Below are 21818 nucleotides of genomic sequence, written 5' to 3'. Positions count from 1 at the left end.
CAAAACGTTTGTGTCGGAGGTCAAACCGTCGTGGTGGGGTCGACTCCGAGGCCACAAGAAGGAGATCACTCGCGTCGAAGTGCTGAAAGGGGTCAACCTCACGGTGGCCCGCGGAGCGACGGTGGCCATCATCGGCTCGAGTGGGTCGGGGAAAAGCACGCTCCTCCGGTGTATGAACAAGCTCGAGACTCTCGACGGGGGCAGGATCTTCGTCAACGGCCATCTCATCGGGTACGAAGAGCGAGACGGCGAACTGGTCGCAGAGAAAGCATCCATCACAGCGAAAAAGCGTACCGATCTCGGGATGGTCTTTCAGCACTTCAATCTCTTCGCCAACAAGACGGCCCTGGGTAATGTCATGGCGCCGCTTCGGGATGTGAAGAAACTGTCAACGCAGGCTGCGCAAGATATTGCGATTCCGAATCTGGAAAAAGTCGGCCTCGGCGATAAACTGCACAACTATCCGAGCAAACTTTCCGGTGGGCAGAAGCAGCGAGTAGCCATCGCGCGGGCGCTGGCGATGTCTCCGAGCGTCATGCTGTTCGACGAACCCACCTCTGCGTTGGATCCGGAGCTCGTTGGCGAGGTGCTTGCGGTGATCCAACAGATCGCGCTGGCAGGAACAACCATGGTGATTGTGACGCACGAGATGCAGTTTGCGAGGGACATCGCAGATGAAATCGTGGTGATGGACCAGGGGAAGATCGTCGAACAGGGACCGCCGGACGTCATCTTTTTGAACCCGCAGCATGCGAAGACCAAAGCTCTGCTGAGCCGCTCGGGGATGAACCCGCCGGCATAGCAAACCACCCGACACGAGGCAGCAACACCCTAGAGGCTGCGATAGACGCTGCTCCGGTGCGCTACCCGCAAAGCTAGAACCACGAGTTCGGCGTCTTTGATCGTGTAAATGACCCGGTACTCGCCTACGCGAATACGCCACAGGTTTGGGTAGCCGACGAGTGGGCGGGTGCCACTCGGTCGCGGGTCGTCGCTCAGAGCACTAATGGCTTTTACAATGCGGCGAGCAACTGGCTTGTCGAGCTTGGCCAACTCTTTGAGCGCCTTTGGATCATATTCGACAGCAAACGGGCCAGCCGCACTCACAGTCCGAGCTTCCGGGCCACCTCATCTGCGGAGACTGCCGTGGTGCGTCCGGCGTCGAGATCGGCCAGTCGCTCCAACGCGACGCGACCATCCTCGCTGTCAATCATCGCCTCGTAGCGGTCAACGAGTTCAGCTGGCACGATCGCCGCGGCCCGCTTCTGACCCCGCCCACGAGTCACGTACGTGATCTCGCCACCGTACGCAGCTCGATTCACGGCATCGGAAAAGTGATCTCGCGCCTGGCTGACAGAAAGCTCGTTGTTGGTGCTCATGCACCCAAATCTACGCCAAGAACGCCAACATCGCCACCACGCGGGGGCCCGATTCAGCGAGTTGGAACCCGTGCGGGCAAATCGTCGGTTTGACGTCGCGCAAACCGACGATTCGGCCGCACGCGTGACGACCGACGGCGCGCGACGGCGCGCTGAGCCGCGCCGCTACTTCACGGCGCCACCGGTCACGCCGGCCGCGATGTAGCGCTGCGCCACCACCAGCAGGAACGCCGCCGGGATGCTAGCCAGCGCCGCCGTCGCCATCAGCGCCGCCCAGCTCTGGGTGTGCGCCCCAATGAACTGGTACATGCTCAGCGTGATCGGCACCACGCTCGAGTCCGTCGTCAGCGTGAGCGCGAACAAGAAATCACTCCACGCGAACAGGAACGCGAACACCGCCGCCGTGACGAGCGCATTCCGGCTGATCGGCAGCACGATCGACACGAAGATGCGCAACTCCCCCGCCCCGTCAATGCGCGCGGCCTCGATCAGCGACGACGGAATGTTCATCATGAACGCCCTGATCAGCAGAATGCAGAACGGAATGCCATGCGACGCATTCGCGAGAATCAGCCCCGGATACGAATTCACCAGCCCCAGGTCGTTGTACAGCGGAAACAGCCCGTTCGCAATCACAATGCCCGGCACCATCTGCGTGATCAGCAACAGCACCAGAAAAGTGTTCGAACCCGGTAAACGGATGTTGGTGCGCGAGAGCCCGTAAGCTGCCGGCGCCGCAATAGCCAGGCACACGATCACCGCACCGACCGCGATCACCAGGCTGGTGATCAGGTTGCCGAGCTGGCTCTCGATCGCCTGCTGGTACCCCTCGAGGCTCAGCTCGAACGGAAACCACTGCGTCTCCAACAGATTCTCGTTGCCCTGCAGCGACGAGTTGATCATCCAGTACACCGGAAACAGGAACACCGCAATCATCACGACACCGAAGACGGTGCGCAGGTTCATCCGAACGTTCGATTTCCTGCGCGGCGATTTCAACGGCGCCGATCTGAGAGGCGCCGATGACAGAGGGGCGGAGGTCAGAGAAGTCGATGTCATGTCAGCCTGCCAAGTCGTTCGAGCGGCGGCTCGTGCGCAGTTGCAGGGCTGCAACCAGCAGGGAGACCACGATGAGAATATTGCTGAGAGCGGCGCCGACTCCGAACTTGAAGTCGACGAACGACAGCTGGTACGCCTGCGTCGCATACGTCTGCGTGGAGTTTGCCGGCCCGCCGCCGGTCAGCGCCAGAATGATGTCGAGCACCCGGATCGTATAAACGAAACCGAGTATCAACACCACGGCGACCACCGGTCGAAGCAGCGGCCAGGTGATGTACCGAAAACTGTTCCACCCGGTCGCGCCGTCGAGCGACGCCGCCTCGTAGTACTCCGTCGGAATCTCCTGCAGCCCACCGTAGAGAATCACCATCGTGAACGGGATACCAATCCACACATTCACGATGATGATCGAGAACAGGGCCACGTCGGGGTTCGTCAGCCAGGGCACAGAGCCGATCCCGACACTACTCAGAATCTGATTCAGGATGCCGCTTCCCTCGTCCATCATTCGCCGCCAGACGGCCGCAGAGATGATCAGTGGCAGCAGCCAGGGCAGCAGGATGAGCGAGCGCAGCAGCCCGCTCAACTTGAAATGCGCGTTGAAGAAGAGCGCCAGAAGCATGCCGATCACGAACGTCACGGCCAGCGAGAGAATCGTGAAGACGGCAGTATTGACCGACAATCGGGCGAACAGCGCCGACGACACCACTGACACGTAGTTGTCGAAGCCGACCCACGGGGCCTCGCCCGTGTAGAAGGTCGTCGTCGTGAAGTCCTGGAAGCTCATCGTCAGGTTGTTGACGATCGGGTATCCGAAGAAAATGGCCACGTAGACGATCGCCGGCGCGATAAAGAGCCAGGCAAACAGCTGGCGACGACGGATGACCCGGTGCGAGTTGGTGTCGCGCGGGCGGTTAACGCGGGCCGCGCCGCCCGCCGCAGGAGCGCGGCGGACGGTGGCGGTCTTATCAGACATCAGCAGGGTGGTCATAGTTGGTCACTTACTCGCCGACAGTCGACTGCGCGGTCTTCAGCGCTTCCTCCGGAGTCTGCTGACCGGTGACCGCAGCCTGGATCGCGGCAGACAACGCGGCGTTCACGTCGTTCCACTTGAGGCCGGAGTCGCTGGTGAGCGAGTTCGCCGTCGAAACCGTCTCGACGATCGACTCCATCAGCGGTGCCTGGGCGATGAGTTCCTGGGCGACCGACTCGTTGCTCGGCACCGTGTTGTTGGTGAGCGCGGTCTCGAGTTGGTTCTCCGGGCCGTTCAGGCACTCAATGACCGAGGCGGCGCGGGCTTCACGGTCTGGCGTGGTGACCGGCACGGTCCACAGCTCGCCGCCGAGTGGAGCGATCGGGGTGTCACCGGCTGCCGGAACCGGGATGGTTGTGCTGCCCCACTCCAGCCCCTCGGTCTCCTCCAGGCTCGGAATCTGCCACGGTCCGTTGATCATCATCGCGGCCAAGCCCGAGGTGAACTGGTCTTTGGCATCGGCCTGCGACCAGTTCACGACCGACTTGGAGACGTAGCCGTCACGGGCGAGCCCGGTGTAGAAGTCCAGAGCTTCAATGGCCTCTGGCGCGTCGAGCTCCAGCTGCGAACCGCCGTTCGACCATAGGAACGGGATGAAGGTCCAGGTGCCCTCAGTGCCGCTCGCGGCTGAGTAGGCGAAACCGTACCGGTCGCCCTGGGTCAGTGTTGCTGCGGCGGCGCCGAGTTCGTCCCACGTGGTGGGCACGGCGACGCCGGCCTCGTCGAGCATCGTCTTGTTGTAGAAGAGAGCCAGGCTGTTGACGTTCGGCGCGAGACCGTAGAGCTCGTCTTTGTACTTGCCCACCTCGAGCACCGACGGGTAGAAGGCGCTGGTGTCCACATCCAGTTCGGTGAGCGGTCGAAGGGCGCCGGTCTCCGCGAACTGGGGCAGGTCTGGGTTGTTGACCATGAGGATGTCTGGCAGCGTCTTCGTCGAGATCTGCTGCAGAATCTTCGCGTTCAGCTGCGGCGACGGCACGCTCTGGTGGTCGATGGTGGCGTCGACGTCGGCGGCGCACGCGGTGAGCCGCTTCTCCATGTTGCTGTGGCTCGGCTCGTCTGTGTAGTAGTCGAGCACGCTGAGCTCGATGGTCTTGCCTTCGGTCGATTCCTCGGCCGCAGAGCTGCATCCGGCGAGCAGAATCATCGGCAGGGCGGCGGCGAGGGCGAGAACGGCTGTGCGTCTCGGGGCTGTGCGCCTCGGGGCCGTGCGTGTCGGGGCTGTGCGCCTCGGGGCCGTGCGTGTCGGTGCGGTGTGTGTCGTCATTGACGTGCCTTTCATAAGGGTGGTGCGCGGGTCAGGCGTTGTACTGCTGGTGAAGGGAATCGAAGTCGTTCGTCGTCAGCTGCTCGCCGAAGACCACGGTGCGAAAGCGCATGTCGAGGCTCTGGCCGGCATCGAGCGCCAGGTCGTCGTGCATCAGTGGCGCTGCGGCGATGAAACCAAACTCGTCGGCCGCGGAGAAGGTGTAAGCGGGCGGCTGTGGGTTGCGGTTGGCGTCGTGCGAGAGGATCACGAGCCCGCCGAACGCCGGGTGGTCAGGGTCGTCGGTTCCGGAGCCGTCGACATTGCCCGAGTAGGCGAGCCACGATGCTGGTTCTGCGTGCACGGCGTCCTTGCCGGTTCGACCACCGGATGCCTCGATCCTCTCGCCCGCAGCAAGCGAGCGCGCGGCTCGAAAGTTGAGGCCGCCGTATCCGCCCCACCAGTTCTCTGGGTATGGCGTCGTGGTGAATCGGCTCGGCTGGGTGGCCGTCCAGGAGAAGTGCCAGTCGATCGCCCAAGCCGACGCCGGCGCGACATCCGTGTGAATGCGCATCGTTCGTTCTTCGGTGAGCACCGATGCGGTCTCGGAGTCTGGTCGCCACTCCAGCGTCTCGCTGATGAGCACGCCGACGCCAGCGCCGACAACATCAGTGGCATGCGACGTCACGTGCGAGCGGCCGAGCCCGATGCGGTTGCCGCCGTATCCTTCGTGGTCTTCCCAATAGAGCACGTCGTTGATGAATTTCCACGACCACCAGAGGCCATGGTGCCACCGGTGGTCCCACGGGGCCGTGTTGCTGATGACTCCGGCGTGGTTCAGCGGCCGGATCGCCGCAAAATGCGGATGATTCTTCGCCTCGCCATAGCGGTACTCGGCGAGCGCCTCTCCGTTGGCGCCCACGATCTGTGCGGCGGAATCGCCGGTCTCCCGCAGCGTGAGATCAGCCACGGCCGACTCCTGACAGTGTTGCCGAGACCCAGTCTGAGTAGCCGTGCGACCAGCCGGTGCCGTAGTCGGGGTCGTAGCGCTCCCCCATGATCTCGGCGAGCGGCACCACTCGGTTGTTCTCACTCGACTGGTATGCCGCCTCGATGACGGCCATCACGTAGAGGTTGTCAGATACCGAGCAGAGCGGCGGAGCACCGTCGGCGAGCGCCGCCCGAAAGTGCGCCATGGTGAGGCCGAAGGCGTGCGGAAACCATTTCTCCTTGGGGTTCCAGGTGATGCGTTCGCGCGAGAACTCGCCGGCCTCGCCGCGGTGGGAGAGGTCGAGCCCGCCCTCTGGGCGCCAGTCGGCGATGCCGTCTGCGCCCTGGATCCAGATCTTCTCGTTGCCGTGGGGCACCGGGTCGGTTCCGTAATAGGTGCCAGTCGACGTGACGGCCACGGTCATCCCAGACGGGTAGCGCATGAGCAGGTGTCCGAATCCGTCTGACGTGACGCCGGGCTGGCCCGGGTCGTGTCCGGTGACGGCGTACACCGTCTCCGGCGGTCCGAACAGCAACTGCAAGAGTCCGAAGTGGTGCACGGTGAGCGCGCCGGTCCACCAGCGGTCGTCTTTGCCGAACCACGGGTGGTAGTCGGTGTCGAACACGTACTGCACGGTCACCTGCGCGAAGGCGGGTTCGCCGATCGCACGGTCGGTCATGATGGCGTCGAGCAGGCGAAGCGAACCGGGGGTGAAGGCCATGTTCTGGTTGACCATGCCGACGGTGCCGTACTTCTCGAACACCTCCACGATCTCCACCGCCTCCGCGTAGGAGTACGCGAGGGGCTTCTGCACCAGAATGGGCTTGCCTGCCGCGGCGATCTGCTCGATCAGCGGCAGCCGGGTGCTGCGGTGGTGCGGCGTTGCGAGGTCGATCACACCAACCAGCGGGTCGACGATAAGGTCGTCGAGAGATTCGTAAAAGGATGCCCCGGGCGTGTCCGCGAGAAATCGGTCACGGGCTTCGGCGCTCGGGTCGAACCCGGCCACCACCGGTTGGTCGTAGATGCGGTACCCGTCGCGGTGCACAACGGTGATGCCGCCGAGGCCGACCTGGCCGATGGCGAGTTCTGTAGAACCGGAAGGCTGGGTCACCGCACGGCTCCGAGGCTCTCGAGGTAGGTGGCGGAGCCGAGCACGGCGTCATCTCCGCCGACTTCGAGTGTGGAGTACCCGTCGAACCCGGCCGCTTCGAGCGCCCGGAATGCCCCTTCAATGTCGATGACACCGGTGCCGACGGCGATCGGTGACATCCCGCATCCGTAAATTGTGCCTCGTTTTTCTTCCCACTCTGCGCCGAGGTCTTTCCAGTGCACGTGCTGAATCTTCTCGCCGAAGGTTTTCACATATTCGACCGGGTCCATGCCGGCCAGCCAGCTGTTCCCTGAATCGAAGTTGAGGCCGAGCGCCGGCGAATCGAGACGCTCGAGCAGGGCGCTGGTGCCGTCGATGGAGCCGGTGATCGGTCCGTGCGGTTCCAGGAGGATGGTGACGCCGTGGTCTTCGGCGACCTTCAGGGGTTCGTGAAGCTTCTCGGCGATCAGGAACACCGCGTCGTTCAGGCTCAGCTGCTGGCCGAACGGGGTGGTCGGTTCGCCTTCGGTGGTCACGACGTGCTTGACGCCGATCGCGCCGGCCGCCCGAACGGCTTTGATGATCTGCGATGTGCCGTAGCGCCATGGCGCTGACGGGTCGAGCAGGTCGGCGTGCGCGCAGTAGGAGGTGATGGTGAGGCCGCGCTCGGCAAACATCCGTTGCAGGTCGAAGGGGTTGGCGTCGAGGCTGGCCACCGCGCTGAACCCGAAGTGGTTGCCGAGCACCGCGCCGTCGCCGGTATCGGTCACGTCGGCGTACTTGAAGCCCCAGTCCCGAACGCGGTCGAGTTGGTGCTCGAGTGTGGAGAATGGGTCAACCAGGGCGAAGCACCCGATTTTGATAGCCAATGCAGGCTCCTCTTCTTTGAGTCGTGGACCGATGTTCCGGCGTTGTGAGTACAGTCACGATAAGCAGAACCGACGCCCGTTGTCGTTCACAATCGGCCAATAGCGTTTTTTGAACAACATATTCGTTGCCCCCGGTGCTCCGGTCGCCCTAGGGTGGTGGCACAAGACCATTGCAGGTGGAGGCACATCAATGCTGATGAACGACAGAGACGTTGACCAACACGAACGGATGCCTCCGCTCGCGCATTTGACGGCGCCGCCGACGTTCATCGGCAACGGTGAGACCTTTGTGGCCGACACCTGTGCGCCGCTGCGAGCGGCCGGCGACAACGGTGATGTCGGGCTGTGGGCGTATGGCAGGGGAACGTATCCCGGGCAACCGATGGACCCGGCTGTGCTCCCCCAGCTGCGGAGCGTTGGCATGTGGGAGGCCACGAGTGACCAGGGGTGGGGGCTCGACTGGCATCGCAATGAGGGCATTGAGATCACGTGCGTGACGGCGGGGAGTGTGCCGTTCTCGTGTGAGGCAGAGGACTTCGATCTGAGTGCCGGCTACCTGAGCATCACGCGGCCGTGGCAGCTTCATCGGGTGGGGCGGCCAGAGGTGACGTCGTCGACGTTGACCTGGTTCATTCTCGATGTGGGTGTGCGCCGGCCGAACCAGGAGTGGGAGTGGCCGTCGTGGTTGCCGATTCCGGCGTCGGACCTCGCTCGGTTGACCGAGCTGCTGAGTCACAATGAGCGGCCGGTGTGGCGGGCGAGCAAGCCGTTGCTGACGGCGATGGGTGAGATGCAGCGCACGCTGCGCACCGATGTGAGCCAGCCGATGGCGCGGGTGGCGACGAGTGTGGCGCAGGTGTTCATTGAGCTGGGCGATCTGCTGGAGCAGCAGCATCCGGTGTTGGATCCGTATCTGTCGTCGACGGAGCGAACGGTGAAGTTGTTCTTGAAGCGGTTGCCAGAGCGAGTGCAGGAGCAGTGGGCGATTGACGATATGGCGCGGGAGTGCGGTCTCGGGAGAACGCGCTTTGTGTATTACTGCCGGCAGATGTTGAATGTGTCTCCGCTGGAGTACCTCATGACGTTGCGCATTGAGAAGGGCAAGCAGTTGCTGATGGAGACGGACCTGCGAGTGTCGGATATCGCGCAGCTGTGCGGATTTCAGTCGAGCCAGTACTTCTCCACCATCTTCCGCCGGCAGACCGGCATCCAGCCGGTGCGGATGCGTCAGCTGAACCCCGCGCGCGTGCACGCGCAGCACCCGCTCTCTGCTTGACGGACACACACCGATGTCAACATGAGAGATTCCAGCTCGCTCACGCGAGGGGCCATACGCCGCAGGTCAGTCGGCGAGCGGCGCCTGCTCGACGAGGTTCTTGATCTCACCCAAGAATCGCGCGCCGGTGGCTCCGTCCACGGCGCGGTGGTCGCAGGTCAATGTGAACTCTGCCGTCTCGCGCCACATCGCTTCGCCATCCGCCAAAACGTAACGCGGTCGTGTCGATCCGACTGCAAGAATCGCGACCTGCGGAACATTGAGTATCGCGTTGAAGCGATCGATACCGAGCATCCCCAGATTGGAGATGGTGAAGGTTCCGCCAGTGACATCCGGCATCCCCAGCTTCCCGAGACGAGCGCGCTCGACGACATCTCTTCTCTTGTCCGCGATGACGGACAGTCCGGCAGCTGCGAGATCATGGATTACAGGAACCATCAGACCCGCTTCTGTGGCAACGGCGATACCGATGTTGACGCGCTCGAACGTTGTGGTCGACATGTCCCCGTACCAGGCATTGACCGACGGATGCCGCCCAAGCGCGAGAGCGCATGACCGGATGATGTGGTCGGTCACCGTCGCCCCGCTAAGAACCTGCTTGACGCCCAGCGCGGCCGTCATGTCGACTTCCACCGCAAGCTGGAAGCTCGGCGCCTCCCACGCCGCGATCATTTGACGGGCTGCTGTTCGCCTGATTCCCTTCAGGGGTACGGTCGTTCCGCCAGCCGCGACATCAAGATCTGACACGTCAGTCCTCTTCGATGATTGCGATCACCGTGCGCACGTCGGCCGTATCGCCCTCTTTGAGGAGGATCTCGACAAGTGTGCCGCTTGCGGGTGATTCGAGGGTCTCTTCGACCTTCGCCGCTTCGATTTCCGCCAACGGCTCATCTTCATCAACGTGGTCGCCGATCGCTTTGAGCCATTCCACAACGGTGCCTTCGCTCATTCCCATTCCCCACTGGGGCAGCAGTACGTCTACGCGCATGGTTCTTTGTTCCTTTTCGTCTGAGGTGTTTTTCAGCGGGAGATTTCCGCTGCGAGCCGTTGCGGAGCACTGTCCAGCACACGCCGGACTGCATCGCCGATAGTTGCCCGTGTTGGATACATCTGCTTCTCCAGTGACGGGCTGAAAGGAATCTGCATGTCGGGCGCCGTGACACGAACGATGGGTGCCCGCAGCGCGTCAAAGATCTCTTCAGCGACAAGTGCCGAGATCTCGGCAGCTGCGCCGCAGGTACGGTGCGCCGGCTCTGCGATCACGAGGCGCCCGGTCTTCGCGGTGGACTCGAGGATCGCCCTGGTGTCGAGTGGCACGAGGGTACGAGGGTCGATGATCTCGACGGATACGCCTTCGTCTTCGAGGTCCTGCGCTGCCAGGATCGCCTCCGGCACTGAACCGGAGATTGCAACGATCGTCACGTCAGTGCCCTCGCGCACGGTACGCGCCTTGCCAAGCGGGATGCGGTATTCGTTGTCGTCCACTTCCTCTTTCAGACCCCAGAGGAGAACAGCTTCAAAGGTCAGCACCGGGTCATCGGAATCGATGGCAGCGCGCAGCAGTCCCTTCGCATCGGACGGAGACGCCGGTGCGATGATCTTCAGCCCGGGCACGTTCATAAACATCGGGTATGGACGGTCAGAGTGGTGCGCACCGGTATTCAGGCCATAGAACATCGCCGAACGGAACACCACGGGCATCGAGGCCTGGCCACCGAACATGTAGCGGTTCTTCGCGACCTGGTTCACGAACTGGTCCATGGCCATGTACAGGAAGCTGGAATAAGAAAGGTCGACAATCGGTCGCAGGCCGGTCATCGCCGCGCCTGCGGCGGCACCGACTATGCCCTCCTCCGAGATCGGAGTGTTCCTGATGCGCTTCTTGCCGAACATCTGCAGAAAGTCACCTTCGCTGCTGCGGGACTTTCCCCCGCCCGTTGTGCCATAAACATTGGCCTCAACGTCTTCGCCCATGATGATGACGCGCTCATCGGCTTCCATAGCCTCACGCTGAGCAGCGCCGATGGCTCCGAGATAAGTCATGACGCTCATGCCGCCACCTCCACGTCGGTGTACAGATCCTCGAACGCTGCCGACGGCTCCGGGTACGGACTGTCGTTGGTGAAGGCCACTGCGAGATCGACTTCGGCGAGCACTTCGGCTTCGAGGGCATCGAGCGTGTCAGCAGAGACCCCGCGCGAAACGAGGTGGTCACGGAAGAGCACAATCGGGTCGCGGTCCAGCCACGTGGATCTCTCCGCAGCGTCGCGGTAGTCGGTTCCCAGACGCAGTCCCTCTGAGTGCTCGTTGTAGCGGTAGGTGATGACTTCGACCAGCGTTGGCCCCCCACCCTCTCGAGCACGACTGACCGCGGTCGAGACCGCGTCGTACACAGCGAGAACACTCTGGCCGTCTTCGACCCGCACCCCCTCCATGCCGAAGCCGGCGGCTCGCTCGGCGATCACACCCGAGGTGACGGTGTGCGCCGGTGTGCTCAAGGCATACTGGTTGTTCTCACACAGGAAGATGACCGGGAGCTTCCAGACGCCTGCCATGTTCATCGACTCGTAGAGAGAACCCTGGTTTGCAGCGCCGTCCCCGAAGAACGCCAGGGATACCCGGCCATTGCCCAAGACTTCGGCCGAGAGGGCAGCGCCGGTCGCGATCGGAATGGACGAGCCGACGATGCCGGACTCGCCGAGACTGCCAACGGCGAAGTCGGCGAGGTGGAGCGAACCGCCCTTTCCTTTGCACACTCCGGTGGCCTTTCCGACCAGCTCGGCCATGAGCGGGCCGAGTGGGGCGCCCTTTCCGATCGGATGCCCGTGGCTCCGGTGGTTGCCGGACATGTAGTCCTGTTCACCCAGGGCCATGCACGAACCCACGACCTGAGCCTCTTGCCCGATGCTGGTGTGGACGGTGCCTGGAATTTGGCCTCGTTTGACCATCTTTGAAGCTCGTTCGTCGAACCGACGGATTCGCAGCATGCGCCGCTGCATTTCCAGGAGCGTCTCGATTGGCAGAGTCGCGTTCACGACATGGTCCTCTCTCCCCGACTACAACGTCGAGGCGGTAATGCATACTTATTCATTCCTGATTCATTATTCTACACAGCAAAAGGCCTGCCCGCTACCAGGATGTATAGCCCCCATCTATCAGGAGATCAGTCCCCGTGCAGTAACTGGCTGCACTCGAGAGCAGGAACACAGCCGGCCCCGCCATCTCCGCAGGCTCAGCCAAACGATTCATCGGAGTCTCCGCGGCGAATGCGCTCACCTGCGTAGCGACCTCCGGCCGACGGTTCATGGCCGTCAGCGTGTATCCGGGACTCAACGAGTTCACCCGAATATTGTGCGGTGCCCATTCGACGGCGAGCGACGTCGACAGATGCTTCACCGCCGACTTCGCGCTGTTGTAATGCACCTGCTGCAATCCGCGGTGAGCCATGGTCCCCGACATCGAGGCAATGTTCACGATGGCCCCGCCACCACCTCGAATCATGGCTCGACCTTCGGCCTGGCAACTCAGGAACACTCCAGTGACGTCGATGTCGTAGATGCGCTGCCACTGTTCCTGCGACATGTCCTCTGCAGGAGCGGCATCCGCCACACCGGCCGAGTTAACCGCATGCGTCAGCGGCCCGAACATCGACTCGATCCGGTCTACGGCATCCGTCAGCTCGGCCGCCTGGGTGACATCACCGCTCACGATCATTCCCGTTGAGCCGGCAGCTTCGACCATTCGCAGTGTGCCCTCGAGGTCCGACGAAGGAAGGTCGAACAATCCGACCTTTCCCCCTGACTCCGCGATCCCGACGGCGATTGCCTGGCCGATGCCTGATCCGGCGCCGGTGATGATGGCCACTCCACCATCCATTCGAAAGTTGAAAGATGTCATGTGCTTCCCTGCTATTTGTGAGGCGGCCCGCCGTCGACGAGGCCGTTGGCTGTGCGTACATCGGTGATGAGAACGTCGATCCATCCGCCGCGGACAGCACCGCGGATGGCTTCCAGCTTTCGAGCGCCCCCGGCGATGCCGACTCGGCGAGGAATCGCCCTGAGCTCTTCGACCCCGATCCCGACTACCCGAGAGTTCAGTTCGGACTGCACGAGTTGGCCGTCGGCATCGAAGAATCTCATGGCCACATCCCCTACTGCACCAAGCTCGCGGAGGCTCGCCATCTCCTCTTCTGAGATGGAGTTACCGGAGACCCTGAGCAGGGGCGACGGCGTCACGCTCCCGATCCCGAACAATGCGACGGTGAGTCGCCTCCACTCCGATGCGGTGTCGGCAACGATTGGATCGTCGAAAAGCGCATCTCGGGCAGACACAGTGGACACCAGGCCCGGTGTCGGAAGAAACATGGGTTCCGCACCCGTCATCCTGGCGAGTCGATCGGTGAGTTGTGTGGCTTTGATCTGCACTTCAGGGCGGCCGATTCCGCCCATCACCTGCACGATGTGTTCTGCTCGTTTGCGCGGGGACGGAAGCATGGCATTGACTGTCGAGAGCAGCGTCTCAGACCAGGACGAGATCCCCACCCGAGCGTCTCCGGTGAGCGTCGTTTCCAAGTAGCCGGCGGCCACCCCGCCCAGGGCGGACATTATTGATTGCTCATCGTCTTCGGCGTCGACGACGATGACGTGCCGAAGCCCGTACTTCTCGCGCACGGCGTCTTCCAGCTCCGGATACACACCCTCGGGCGCCAGCACGATGGTCCTGATGATCCCCGCCTCACTGGCCTCTTTCAGCCAGCGCGATACGCGGGACTGCGACACGTGCATCCGCGCAGCGATCGCCGGCTGGCGCAGATTCTGCTCGTGATACAAGCGGGCTGCTTGCACGATCAGCGAGAGTGAATCGCGGCCGGGCATGGCTTGTCCACCAGAGATCATTATTGGGACCCTTCGATTTCGGGGCGAGGGCGTGGGCCATCGCCGGCTCGCGCTGAGCCTGCCTCTATGATTGCCCAGTCACACTCAGTGAGCGGCCAATTGCATCACCCGGTCTGGTGTTGCTTCTTCCTGCGAGAGGATGCCCCTATTCTGGCCCTGGGCCAGAACCATCACCCGGTGGGAGAGGCCCAGGACCTCTTCGAGATCCGAGCTCACCAGGATGATGGCGTTTCCCTTCGCCGCAAGTTCGGCGATGATCTCGTAGATCGAAGCCCTCGCGCCAACATCGATTCCCCGTGTCGGTTCGTCCAGAATGATCACTCTGGGGTCAAGGGCCAGCCACTTGCCGAGAACGACCTTCTGCTGGTTTCCTCCGGAGAGTGATGAAACCGCGTTGGCGACATTGCCTTTGATGGAGAATCGCTCGGAAACACCCTTGGCGAACTTGCGGACATCCTTGGAGCCGACCCATCCACCTCGTCCCAGCAGCGGCAGGTTCGGTAGAGCGAGGTTGTTCTCTATGGTCTCTTCGACGATGAGGCCCTGCTGCTTGCGGTCCTCTGGAATGAGTACGATTCCCGCGCGCATCGCATCACGAGGACGATTGGCCTTGACCGGGGATCCGGCGACGACGACCTCTCCGGACTTTCGTGGTTCAAGTGCCGCGATGGAGCGGACCAGTTCCGTGCGCCCGGCCCCTACGATTCCAGCGATGCCGAAGATCTCTCCCGCCCGGACCGTGAACGAGATGTCGGCAAACCGGCCGTCCTTGTCAGACAGATTCTCGACCGCGATTACCTCGTCGCCCATGGACTCTGGAATATCAGGAAACAGCCGATCGACGCTCCGGCCGACCATTTCCCGCACAAGCTGAGCGGGCGGAACGTCCCCGGAGCGGTGCTCCGCGATTTTCTCACCATCGCGCAGAACCACGATGCGATCGGCGACCCTGCCAATCTCGGACAGCCGGTGGCTGACGTAGATGAAGCTGACGCCGTCCGCCTTGAGCTCAGCGACGCGTTCGAAGAGTGCGTCGGTCTCGGCCGCACCAAGTGCAGCAGTGGGTTCGTCAAGGATGAGTAGTGAAGCGTTCAATGTGAGCGCCTTGGCTATCTCCACCTGCTGCTGGCCCGCGACACTAAGCGCTCGGACTGGTTGGTCCATACGCCCGGTGAAACCAAGGCGACGAAGGTGGCCCTCTGCCTGTTTACGCATCTGTCGAGCGTCAACGAATCCGGCACGCCGGGGCCAGCGACCGATCAGGACGTTCTCTGCCACGCTGAGATCCGGCAGCAGCCGCATCTCCTGGTGGATCAATCCGATACCGGACTCGATAGCTTCGCGAGGATTGGACGGAGCGTACGGTTCGCCTCGCCAGTACATGCTGCCTTCAGACGGCTGCGTCACTCCGGCAATGATGCTCGACAAGGTCGACTTACCAGCGCCGTTCTCACCAAGGAGCGCAACCACCTCCCCTGGACGCAGTGCGAGGTCGACGTTGTTCAGGGCTATCGTTCCCGGGTACGTCTTGGACATTCCCTTGAGAACGAGATGAGGGGCAGGTGCGTCAACAACCATGGTCGGCTCCGATTTGTAGAACATCCGAGGTGGGGGTCCCGGGACGAGCGCGCGCACCCGCCCCGGGACGTGAATTGTTACGGGTGTACTTCGAGGAACTCTGCGGCATTTTCCTTGGTCGCAAGGATTCCTTCCTGCAACTGCTCTGCCGGCAGTTCTTCGCCTTCGATCAGCTTCAACGCTGACTCGACGGCGAGCTTGCCCATCAGGGTCGTCTGCTGCACGATCGTTGCGCCAAGCTGACCGTCGACCACTGCCTGAATTCCGGAAGGGTCACCGTCGAATCCGACCACCAGAATGTCGTCCAGGCCGGCGTTGCGAGCCGCTTGCGCGGCACCGAGGGCGAGACCGTCCGCCCGTCCGAAGATCACGTTGATCTCCGGGTGCGCCTGCAGCATGTCGGTTGCGATGTCGTAACCTTCGTCCTGAAGCCATGCCTCGGATGCCTGACGAGCGACCTCAACGATGTTCGAGCCCTCTAGTGCCTTGGTGAATCCCTCGTCGCGCGCTTCCTCCGGGGTCGTACCGATCTGACCCTGGATGATCCCGAGGTTTCCCTCACCGCCGGTCTGCTCGACGACCCATTCGCCGAGCGCCTCTGCTCCGCCGACACTGTCGCTCGCAATGAAGGTTGCTCCTGGTGCGCCGTCGGGGTTGCGGTCCACTGTGACCACAGGTATGCCTGCCTCACCGGCAGCACGCACCGGCACTGTTGCGGCGGTGGCACCGGCAGGAATGTAGATGATTGCGTCCACACCCTGCGTGATGAAGTCCTGGACCTGATTGACCTGTGCGTCGGAATCGCCCTTAGCGTCAGCGAAAACCATCTTGACGCCTTGCGCTTTAGCCTCTGCCTCCGCCGACTGCCGGATGGCGACAAAGAATGGCGACTGCTGGTTCGGCACCGCGAGACCGATCGTGATCTCGCCATCGTCTGCACCGCCGCCACCGCCGCCATCACCGCCGGCCTGCGCGCTACACGCCCCAAGGGTCGTTACCAGGGCAGCTGCTGCACCGAATGCAACGATGCGCCCGATGCCTCTACCGTATTTACGAAACATGATTGTTCCTTTCTTCGTGGGTGTTCATTTCTTGGTGTTGAGAGAACCGGGCCGGTGGGCCCGTGGTTCGTCCGCGTCAGGACTGGCGACGGCGGAGAACGTCCATGGAGACCGCAACGGCGATCACAACGCCGATGGTGATCTGCTGGAGGAACGGCGAGACTCCGAGCAGGTTGAGACCGTTGTTCAGAACGCCGATGATCAGGACTCCGACGATCGTCCCGGTTACTCGACCGACACCGCCCACGAGTGACGCGCCCCCGATGACGACCGCAGCGATCACGTTGAGTTCGATTCCGGTGCCGGCACTCGGCTGCGACGAATCGAGTCGACTGGCCATGACAATGGCGGCGAGGCCCGCGACGGCGCCGGCGAAGACGTAGACCCACATGGTCACCGACTTCACGCGAATGCCGGCGAGTCTGGCGACCTCCGGGCTCCCGCCGACCGCATACACGGCACGGCCGCCAGCCCGGTATTTGAGTACCGCCCAACCGATGACGTAGAGCAAGACAAGCCCTATGGTCGTGATCGAAAGGAATCCGAGATACCTCTCCGACGACAGCAGGTAGAACCACTCGGGATACCCGGTGATCTGCTGACCGTCCGTGATGAGGTTGGCCAGTCCGCGGGCGATCGACATCATTGCCAGCGTCGCAATGAACGGTGGCAGCTTGGCGAGAGTCACTCCCAGCCCGTTCACGGCACCCGCCAGCCCGCCCACAGCGACGCAGGCGATCATAGCGACCCAGAGCGGCATTCCTCCTTGATGGGACAGCCATCCGAGCACCATGGTGGAGAGGGCAAGAATGGCCCCGACCGACAGGTCGATACCACCGGTAATGATGACGGCGGTTGCCCCTAGTGCCAGGATGCCCAGCACCGTCACCTGGTCGACGACGTTGATGAGGTTGCGGGCGGTGAGGAAGTTCGGTGCCAGAATCGAGAGCACGACGAACAGCACGACCAGCCCAATGAAGGGTCCGCCTGCTCCCGAAAGTAGACGCGAGGCAACCGCTCGGACGGTGGAACCGTTCGTTGCTCGCTCCGGCGACGACACCGGGCTGGGAGCAGAATGGGTTTGAACACTCGTCATGATTCTTCCCTGTTCTGTGAGTTTGTTGGCCTGAGGACGCTTGTCATCGTCAGTTCATCTCCATTCCGCCGTCGATGTTGATCGCCTGCCCCGTGATGTACGACGCGGCATCGGAGGCGAGGAAGAGCACCAGGTTCGCGACATCCGTTTCGGTTGCCGGCCTCTTCAACGGAATGTTGTCGATCCACTCCTGGATCAGTTCGCCGGGCGCATATCCGCCGAAGCGTTCCGCCCACGCACCGTCGAGGTATCCCCACATGTCCGTCTTGACGATCCCCGGGCAGTATGCGTTCACGCGAACGTTGTCCGGCGCGAATTCCTTGGCCAGGGACTGGGTGAGCCCCATAACTCCGAACTTGCTTGCGGCGTAGTGCGGTGTGTAGATGAAACCGTGCCTCGCCTGGGCACTGGCTGCGTTCAGGATTACGCCGCTTGCGCTCTTGCGCAACCAGGGAGCCGCCTCCCTCGCGATCACGAACGGGGCGACGGTGTTGACGTCGAGGATCCGTTTGAACTCAGCAGTGGAGAGCTTGTCGAGATACTCGACGCTGATGACGCCGGCATTGTTCACGACGATGTCGATTCGCCCCCACTCCTCGCCCGCGTCGGCGATCGCATTCGCGACCTGGCCCTCGTCCGTCACGTCGGCGATCGCGCTTCGAACGTTCATCCCGGCAGCGGCAAGTTCGGCCGTGGTTTCCTCAACCGTGCTGTCCCGGTCGACGAGCAATACGGCCGCACCAGCGTCGGCGAAGGCTGCGGCGATGCTGCGTCCCATCCCCCTGGATGCGCCGGTGACGATTGCCGTCTTGCCGGCGAAATGTCCGGTGAAGATCGGGGAGTAGGCGCCAGGCTGCGTCATAATTGCTCCTTTGACTGTGGTTCGGTTTGCGCCGGCCCGGGTTCGGATGGCGCGTGGAATCGGGAGCGTGCTACGGCGGCTCGCCACCTGGCACATCGTGCCTCGGCGAGACTTTCATCGACCGATGGGGAGAACGGAGAGCGATCGCGAGGAAGTCGCCCGCACTGCTCCACCGTCCACAGCCCGCTGGAAATACCGGCGAGATGCGCGGCGCCGGTTGCAGACAGTTCGGCGACATTGCTTCGCACCACCTCACGCCGGCTGAGGTCGGCCTGCAGCTGCATCAGCCAGTCGTTCTGGCTTGGGCCACCGTCGGTCAACACTGTTTCAATGCGAGTACCGAGGCGTGCCTCTGCGGCACGGAAAAGATCTTCGGTCTGGAGGGCCACGGATTCGAAGGCCGCGTGTGCCAATTGTGCCGGCCCGGTACCGAGCCCGAACCCGCTGATGACGGCCACTGCCGTCTCATCCCACCAGGGGGCGCCGAGACCGGCGAAGGCCGGAACAAGGTCAACGCCTTGAGAGTTTTCGACAGACTCTGCGAGTGCGCTGAGTTGTGCCGGTTCCATGCCGAGTACCTGGGCGAGCCAGAGCAGGGTGGCACCTGTCGAGAGGATCGTCCCTTCAAAGGCATAGACGGGTTCGGGTTCCGCCCAGGCAATGGTCCGGACGAGCCCGCCTGCTTCCACCGTCCCCGGGGAAGCGGCAATGTCGGGATCAATCAGCCCCATGACGGAGCTGCCGCTCCCGTAAGTGGCTTTGACCTGGCCGGGGCTGCGCACACCATGTGCGTAGAGGGCCGCGTGGGAGTCCCCGAGTACCCCGTAGAACCGCGATCCGTCTGGCAGCGAGCTGACACCAGCGATTGCGCTCGTCGGCTCATTCGACGCAGCGAGCCGGGGCATGCACTCACGCGGAATCTGGAACAGGTCCAGAAGCTCCTGGTCCCAGTCGATCGTTTCGAGGTTGAGAAGCTGGGTGCGGCTGGCGTTGCCGACCTCGATTCGATGCTCGCCGGTGAGAGTGTAGATCACCCATGCATCGACGGTACCGATGGCGATCCTGCCAGCTCGGGAAAGACTGCGGTCTGCATCGACCTGGTCGAGCAGCCATTGGAACTTGAGGGCGGAGAACATCGGATCGAGCGGAAGACCGGTCTTGGCACGAATTCTTGCCGCCCACCCGGATTCTTCCAGCGGCGCGACTTTGGCCGCCGTCCGACGATCCTGCCAGCCGAGAAGCGGACCGAGTGGCTGCCCCGTTTCGCGATCCCAGATCACAGCAGACTCGCGCTGGTTGCTGAGGCCAAGCCCGACCACGGTGACGGCGAGCCCTTCCAGTGCCGTGTTGACCGCACTGATCACACTGTCGCGGATCTCCAGGGCGTCCTGCTGCACCCAGCCGGGTGCCGGATCCGCCCGGGAGACGCGAACGGATGCCCGGCTGAGGATCGCGCCGTCAGAATCGACCACAATCACCTTGGTCGCGCTCGTTCCCTGGTCGACGGCGACGATGACCGGTTTCCCGGTCGACGCAGTGGTTTCAGTCACCGTTCAGCACCTCCTCGACGGCACGAACCAGTCCCGCCGCGTTCAGGCCGAAATGGTCGAGAAGGAAGTCCGTGCTCCCCGTCGGAGCAAAGTCGCGAAGGCCGAGAATGCGCATCGGAACCCGCTGGGACTTCGGGAGTTCCGCGACGACCGCTGCTACAGCAGCGCCGAGTCCCCCGGCGACGTTGGCCTCCTCCGCGGTGACGATGGCGCGGGTGTCCCGGGCGGCAGCAGCGATGGCCTGCTGGTCGAGCGGCGCGATGTAGACGGCATTCAGCACGCGCACGCTGACGCCGCGACCGGCGAGGATTTCGGCAGCTTCCAACGCCTTCGAGACTTCCGTTCCGGCGGCGATGATCGTCGCATCCGAGCCCTCTCGCGCAAGGGCGAACCTGCCCCTCTCGAGTACATTGGTCTCCGGTGACACCGGCGGCACCTTGTGGCGTCCGATTCGGATGTAGGTCGGGCGTGGTTCGGCCACGGCCTGGCGAAGGGCGATGCGTGTTTGAGCCGCATCGGCCGGCACCACGATGTCAAGCCCGGGCAGCGCACGCAGCCAGCTGAAGTCCTCAACAGAGTGGTGCGTCGGTCCGAGTTCGCCGTAGGCCATACCCGGGCTCATTCCACAGAGGATGACATTCTGTTGGCTGTAGGCGACGTCGGCCTTGATCTGTTCAAGTGCACGTCCGGTGAGGAACGGTCCCGCCGCGCAGACGAAGGGAATGAGTCCGACAGCCGCCAGTCCTGCTCCGACACCGACCATGTTCTGTTCCGCGATGCCGACATTGACCAGCCGGTCCGGGAAACGCTCCCGGAATGCAACCAGATTGCTCGATCCGACTGAGTCGTTGCACACGGCGACGATTCGATCGTCGTGGCTGGCAAGCTCGATGAGCTCTTCAGCGAAGGCGACCCGGTTGTCTACTGGTGCGGTGTCGAGAAGAGTGCTCATTGTGCCAGTTCCTCCAGGGCCATTTCGACCTGTTCGGTGCTCGGTACTTTGTGGTGCCATTCGACGCGGTCTTCGATGAACGAGACGCCCTTGCCCTTGATCGTGTTGGCGACGATCGCAACGGGCTTGCCAGTGGTGGACGGCCCGAACGCAGCTTCCAGCTGACGGAAGTCGTGCCCGTCGATCACGCGGACCTCAAGACCGAACGCTGCGAGCTTCTCGTCGAGCGGGTCGAGCGCATTCGTCTCCTCGGTCCGCGCACCCTGCTGAAGTCGATTCCGATCGATGAATAGGGTGAGATTGTCCAGCCCGAGGTGGGAAGCGGACATCAGGGCTTCCCAGTTGCTTCCCTCCTGCATCTCGCCGTCTCCCGTGACAACCACGACGCGAGCAGGCGCGCCCTTGATCCGTGAGCCGAGCGCGGCGCCGACGGCGACCGGCAGGCCGTGTCCGAGGGGACCGGTACTGGTCTCCACCCCGGGCACCTTGGTGTTTGCCGGGTGACCGTTCAGGTCGGAGAGAGGTTTCATGAACGTCGCGAGCTCGTTTGGCGAGAAGAACCCGGCACTTGCCAGCGTGGCGTACAGCGCGGCCGCGCAGTGGCCCTTGCTCAGGATGAAGATGTCGCGCCCGTCACGGCGTGGCTCGTGCGGGTCGACGTCGAGCACAACATTGAAGAGAACTGTGAGCACATCCGTCACGGAGAAATCTCCACCGATGTGGCCCTGCCCCGCAGCGGAGATCATCCGCACGATGTCGCGGCGGATCGAGTTCGCCTGCCGTTGCAGCGCCTCCGCACGCATGGACGGATCGAGTTCGGCAAATGCCGCTCGACGCTCATGCCAGCGCGAAACCTGTTCGGTGCTCTCAAGCAACAT

The 21818-nt window shown here is 62.9% G+C and carries 23 protein-coding genes; 2 read left to right on the top strand and 21 right to left on the bottom strand.

All coding sequences use genetic code 11. The features are described 5' to 3' along the window. Positions 1-10 precede the first annotated feature (10 nt). Entirely contained in the window at positions 11-802 is a 792-nt protein-coding gene (locus tag K323_RS24935; protein ID WP_051147289.1) for an amino acid ABC transporter ATP-binding protein, read from the top strand. Positions 803-831: 29 nt separating this feature from the next. On the opposite strand, the gene K323_RS0107820 is transcribed toward K323_RS24935, so the two are convergent. The 8 genes from K323_RS0107820 to K323_RS0107785 form a co-directional block, all read right to left on the bottom strand. Continuing rightward, complete coding sequence (locus K323_RS0107820) at positions 832-1107, bottom strand: type II toxin-antitoxin system RelE family toxin (protein ID WP_022884724.1); 276 nt, start codon at positions 1105-1107, stop codon at positions 832-834. Next, complete coding sequence (locus tag K323_RS0107815; RefSeq protein ID WP_022884723.1) at positions 1104-1379, bottom strand: type II toxin-antitoxin system prevent-host-death family antitoxin; 276 nt, start codon at positions 1377-1379, stop codon at positions 1104-1106. The genes K323_RS0107820 and K323_RS0107815 overlap by 4 nt, the downstream gene beginning before the upstream one ends. A gap of 165 nt (positions 1380-1544) precedes the next feature. Next, positions 1545-2345, bottom strand: coding sequence for a carbohydrate ABC transporter permease (locus K323_RS0107810; protein ID WP_245570946.1), 801 nt, complete (start codon positions 2343-2345; stop codon positions 1545-1547). A 94-nt stretch (positions 2346-2439) separates the two neighbouring features. Beyond that, positions 2440-3429 (bottom strand): carbohydrate ABC transporter permease, encoded by a 990-nt coding sequence (locus K323_RS24930; protein WP_022884721.1) that lies wholly within the window; start codon positions 3427-3429, stop codon positions 2440-2442. A 10-nt stretch (positions 3430-3439) separates the two neighbouring features. Beyond that, a complete protein-coding gene (locus tag K323_RS24925) occupies positions 3440-4738 on the bottom strand; it encodes a sugar ABC transporter substrate-binding protein (protein WP_022884720.1) in 1299 nt (432 codons plus the stop codon). Between the two features lie 31 nt (positions 4739-4769). Further along, positions 4770-5687: a DUF6807 family protein gene (locus K323_RS0107795; protein WP_022884719.1), complete on the bottom strand. Its 918-nt coding sequence runs from the start codon at positions 5685-5687 to the stop codon at positions 4770-4772. Next, the gene (locus tag K323_RS0107790; protein ID WP_022884718.1) at positions 5680-6822 is read right to left on the bottom strand and encodes a Gfo/Idh/MocA family protein; all 1143 of its coding nucleotides are present in this window, start codon (positions 6820-6822) and stop codon (positions 5680-5682) included. The genes K323_RS0107795 and K323_RS0107790 overlap by 8 nt, the downstream gene beginning before the upstream one ends. Beyond that, on the bottom strand, positions 6819-7670 hold the full coding sequence (locus K323_RS0107785; RefSeq protein ID WP_022884717.1) for a sugar phosphate isomerase/epimerase family protein: 852 nt from the start codon (positions 7668-7670) through the stop codon (positions 6819-6821). Before K323_RS0107785 ends, K323_RS0107790 begins: the two co-directional genes overlap by 4 nt. Positions 7671-7866: 196 nt before the next feature. Here K323_RS0107785 and K323_RS24920 point away from each other — a divergent pair, with 196 nt between their 5' ends. Continuing rightward, entirely contained in the window at positions 7867-8946 is a 1080-nt protein-coding gene (locus K323_RS24920) for a helix-turn-helix transcriptional regulator (protein ID WP_169515624.1), read from the top strand. A gap of 66 nt (positions 8947-9012) precedes the next feature. Here the strand turns inward: K323_RS24920 and K323_RS0107775 are convergent, their stop codons facing one another. From K323_RS0107775 to K323_RS0107715, 13 genes are all read right to left on the bottom strand, one after another. Next, complete coding sequence (locus K323_RS0107775) at positions 9013-9693, bottom strand: 2-oxo acid dehydrogenase subunit E2 (protein ID WP_022884715.1); 681 nt, start codon at positions 9691-9693, stop codon at positions 9013-9015. Between the two features lies 1 nt (position 9694). Beyond that, positions 9695-9934 carry a biotin/lipoyl-containing protein gene (locus tag K323_RS0107770; protein ID WP_022884714.1) on the bottom strand — a complete coding sequence of 80 codons (240 nt, stop codon included), beginning with the start codon at positions 9932-9934 and terminating at the stop codon, positions 9695-9697. A 32-nt stretch (positions 9935-9966) separates the two neighbouring features. Then, positions 9967-10998, bottom strand: a complete 1032-nt coding sequence (locus K323_RS0107765) for an alpha-ketoacid dehydrogenase subunit beta (RefSeq protein WP_022884713.1) — start codon at positions 10996-10998, stop codon at positions 9967-9969. Beyond that, on the bottom strand, positions 10995-11981 hold the full coding sequence (locus K323_RS0107760) for a thiamine pyrophosphate-dependent dehydrogenase E1 component subunit alpha (RefSeq protein WP_022884712.1): 987 nt from the start codon (positions 11979-11981) through the stop codon (positions 10995-10997). Before K323_RS0107760 ends, K323_RS0107765 begins: the two co-directional genes overlap by 4 nt. A 94-nt stretch (positions 11982-12075) precedes the next feature. After that, positions 12076-12843 carry an SDR family oxidoreductase gene (locus tag K323_RS0107755; protein WP_022884711.1) on the bottom strand — a complete coding sequence of 256 codons (768 nt, stop codon included), beginning with the start codon at positions 12841-12843 and terminating at the stop codon, positions 12076-12078. 11 nt (positions 12844-12854) lie between these two features. After that, a complete protein-coding gene (locus tag K323_RS0107750; RefSeq protein WP_026851391.1) occupies positions 12855-13820 on the bottom strand; it encodes a sugar-binding transcriptional regulator in 966 nt (321 codons plus the stop codon). A 105-nt stretch (positions 13821-13925) separates the two neighbouring features. Continuing rightward, complete coding sequence (locus tag K323_RS0107745) at positions 13926-15419, bottom strand: sugar ABC transporter ATP-binding protein (protein WP_026851390.1); 1494 nt, start codon at positions 15417-15419, stop codon at positions 13926-13928. 77 nt (positions 15420-15496) lie between these two features. Then, complete coding sequence (locus K323_RS0107740) at positions 15497-16480, bottom strand: substrate-binding domain-containing protein (protein ID WP_022884708.1); 984 nt, start codon at positions 16478-16480, stop codon at positions 15497-15499. Positions 16481-16556: 76 nt separating this feature from the next. Next, on the bottom strand, positions 16557-17576 hold the full coding sequence (locus tag K323_RS0107735; RefSeq protein ID WP_084697099.1) for an ABC transporter permease: 1020 nt from the start codon (positions 17574-17576) through the stop codon (positions 16557-16559). A 49-nt stretch (positions 17577-17625) separates the two neighbouring features. After that, positions 17626-18438, bottom strand: a complete 813-nt coding sequence (locus tag K323_RS0107730) for an SDR family NAD(P)-dependent oxidoreductase (protein WP_022884706.1) — start codon at positions 18436-18438, stop codon at positions 17626-17628. Beyond that, the gene (locus K323_RS24915) at positions 18435-19988 is read right to left on the bottom strand and encodes an FGGY family carbohydrate kinase (RefSeq protein ID WP_022884705.1); all 1554 of its coding nucleotides are present in this window, start codon (positions 19986-19988) and stop codon (positions 18435-18437) included. The genes K323_RS0107730 and K323_RS24915 overlap by 4 nt, the downstream gene beginning before the upstream one ends. Next, positions 19981-20940 (bottom strand): transketolase family protein, encoded by a 960-nt coding sequence (locus tag K323_RS0107720; protein ID WP_022884704.1) that lies wholly within the window; start codon positions 20938-20940, stop codon positions 19981-19983. The genes K323_RS24915 and K323_RS0107720 overlap by 8 nt, the downstream gene beginning before the upstream one ends. Then, the gene (locus tag K323_RS0107715) at positions 20937-21818 is read right to left on the bottom strand and encodes a transketolase (RefSeq protein ID WP_022884703.1); all 882 of its coding nucleotides are present in this window, start codon (positions 21816-21818) and stop codon (positions 20937-20939) included. Before K323_RS0107715 ends, K323_RS0107720 begins: the two co-directional genes overlap by 4 nt.

Origin of the sequence: Glaciibacter superstes DSM 21135, from assembly GCF_000421145.1 — a bacterium.
In the GTDB taxonomy this organism is placed as follows: domain Bacteria; phylum Actinomycetota; class Actinomycetes; order Actinomycetales; family Microbacteriaceae; genus Cryobacterium; species Cryobacterium superstes.
Note: the sequence above shows the minus strand (reverse complement) of the source record. Positions and strands in the feature narration are given on the sequence as shown.

Coding starts and splice junctions, on each gene's coding strand:
- K323_RS0107815 (WP_022884723.1), bottom strand. CDS start 1,379: ATGAGCACCAACAACGAGCTTTCTGTCAGCCAGGCGCGAGATCACTTT.
- K323_RS0107810 (WP_245570946.1), bottom strand. CDS start 2,345: ATGAACCTGCGCACCGTCTTCGGTGTCGTGATGATTGCGGTGTTCCTG.
- K323_RS24930 (WP_022884721.1), bottom strand. CDS start 3,429: ATGACCACCCTGCTGATGTCTGATAAGACCGCCACCGTCCGCCGCGCT.
- K323_RS24925 (WP_022884720.1), bottom strand. CDS start 4,738: ATGACGACACACACCGCACCGACACGCACGGCCCCGAGGCGCACAGCC.
- K323_RS24920 (WP_169515624.1), top strand. CDS start 7,867: ATGAACGACAGAGACGTTGACCAACACGAACGGATGCCTCCGCTCGCG.
- K323_RS0107770 (WP_022884714.1), bottom strand. CDS start 9,934: ATGCGCGTAGACGTACTGCTGCCCCAGTGGGGAATGGGAATGAGCGAA.
- K323_RS0107765 (WP_022884713.1), bottom strand. CDS start 10,998: ATGAGCGTCATGACTTATCTCGGAGCCATCGGCGCTGCTCAGCGTGAG.
- K323_RS0107755 (WP_022884711.1), bottom strand. CDS start 12,843: ATGACATCTTTCAACTTTCGAATGGATGGTGGAGTGGCCATCATCACC.
- K323_RS0107750 (WP_026851391.1), bottom strand. CDS start 13,820: ATGCCCGGCCGCGATTCACTCTCGCTGATCGTGCAAGCAGCCCGCTTG.
- K323_RS0107745 (WP_026851390.1), bottom strand. CDS start 15,419: ATGGTTGTTGACGCACCTGCCCCTCATCTCGTTCTCAAGGGAATGTCC.
- K323_RS0107740 (WP_022884708.1), bottom strand. CDS start 16,480: ATGTTTCGTAAATACGGTAGAGGCATCGGGCGCATCGTTGCATTCGGT.
- K323_RS0107735 (WP_084697099.1), bottom strand. CDS start 17,576: ATGACGAGTGTTCAAACCCATTCTGCTCCCAGCCCGGTGTCGTCGCCG.
- K323_RS0107730 (WP_022884706.1), bottom strand. CDS start 18,438: ATGACGCAGCCTGGCGCCTACTCCCCGATCTTCACCGGACATTTCGCC.
- K323_RS0107720 (WP_022884704.1), bottom strand. CDS start 20,940: ATGAGCACTCTTCTCGACACCGCACCAGTAGACAACCGGGTCGCCTTC.
- K323_RS0107715 (WP_022884703.1), bottom strand. CDS start 21,818: ATGTTGCTTGAGAGCACCGAACAGGTTTCGCGCTGGCATGAGCGTCGA.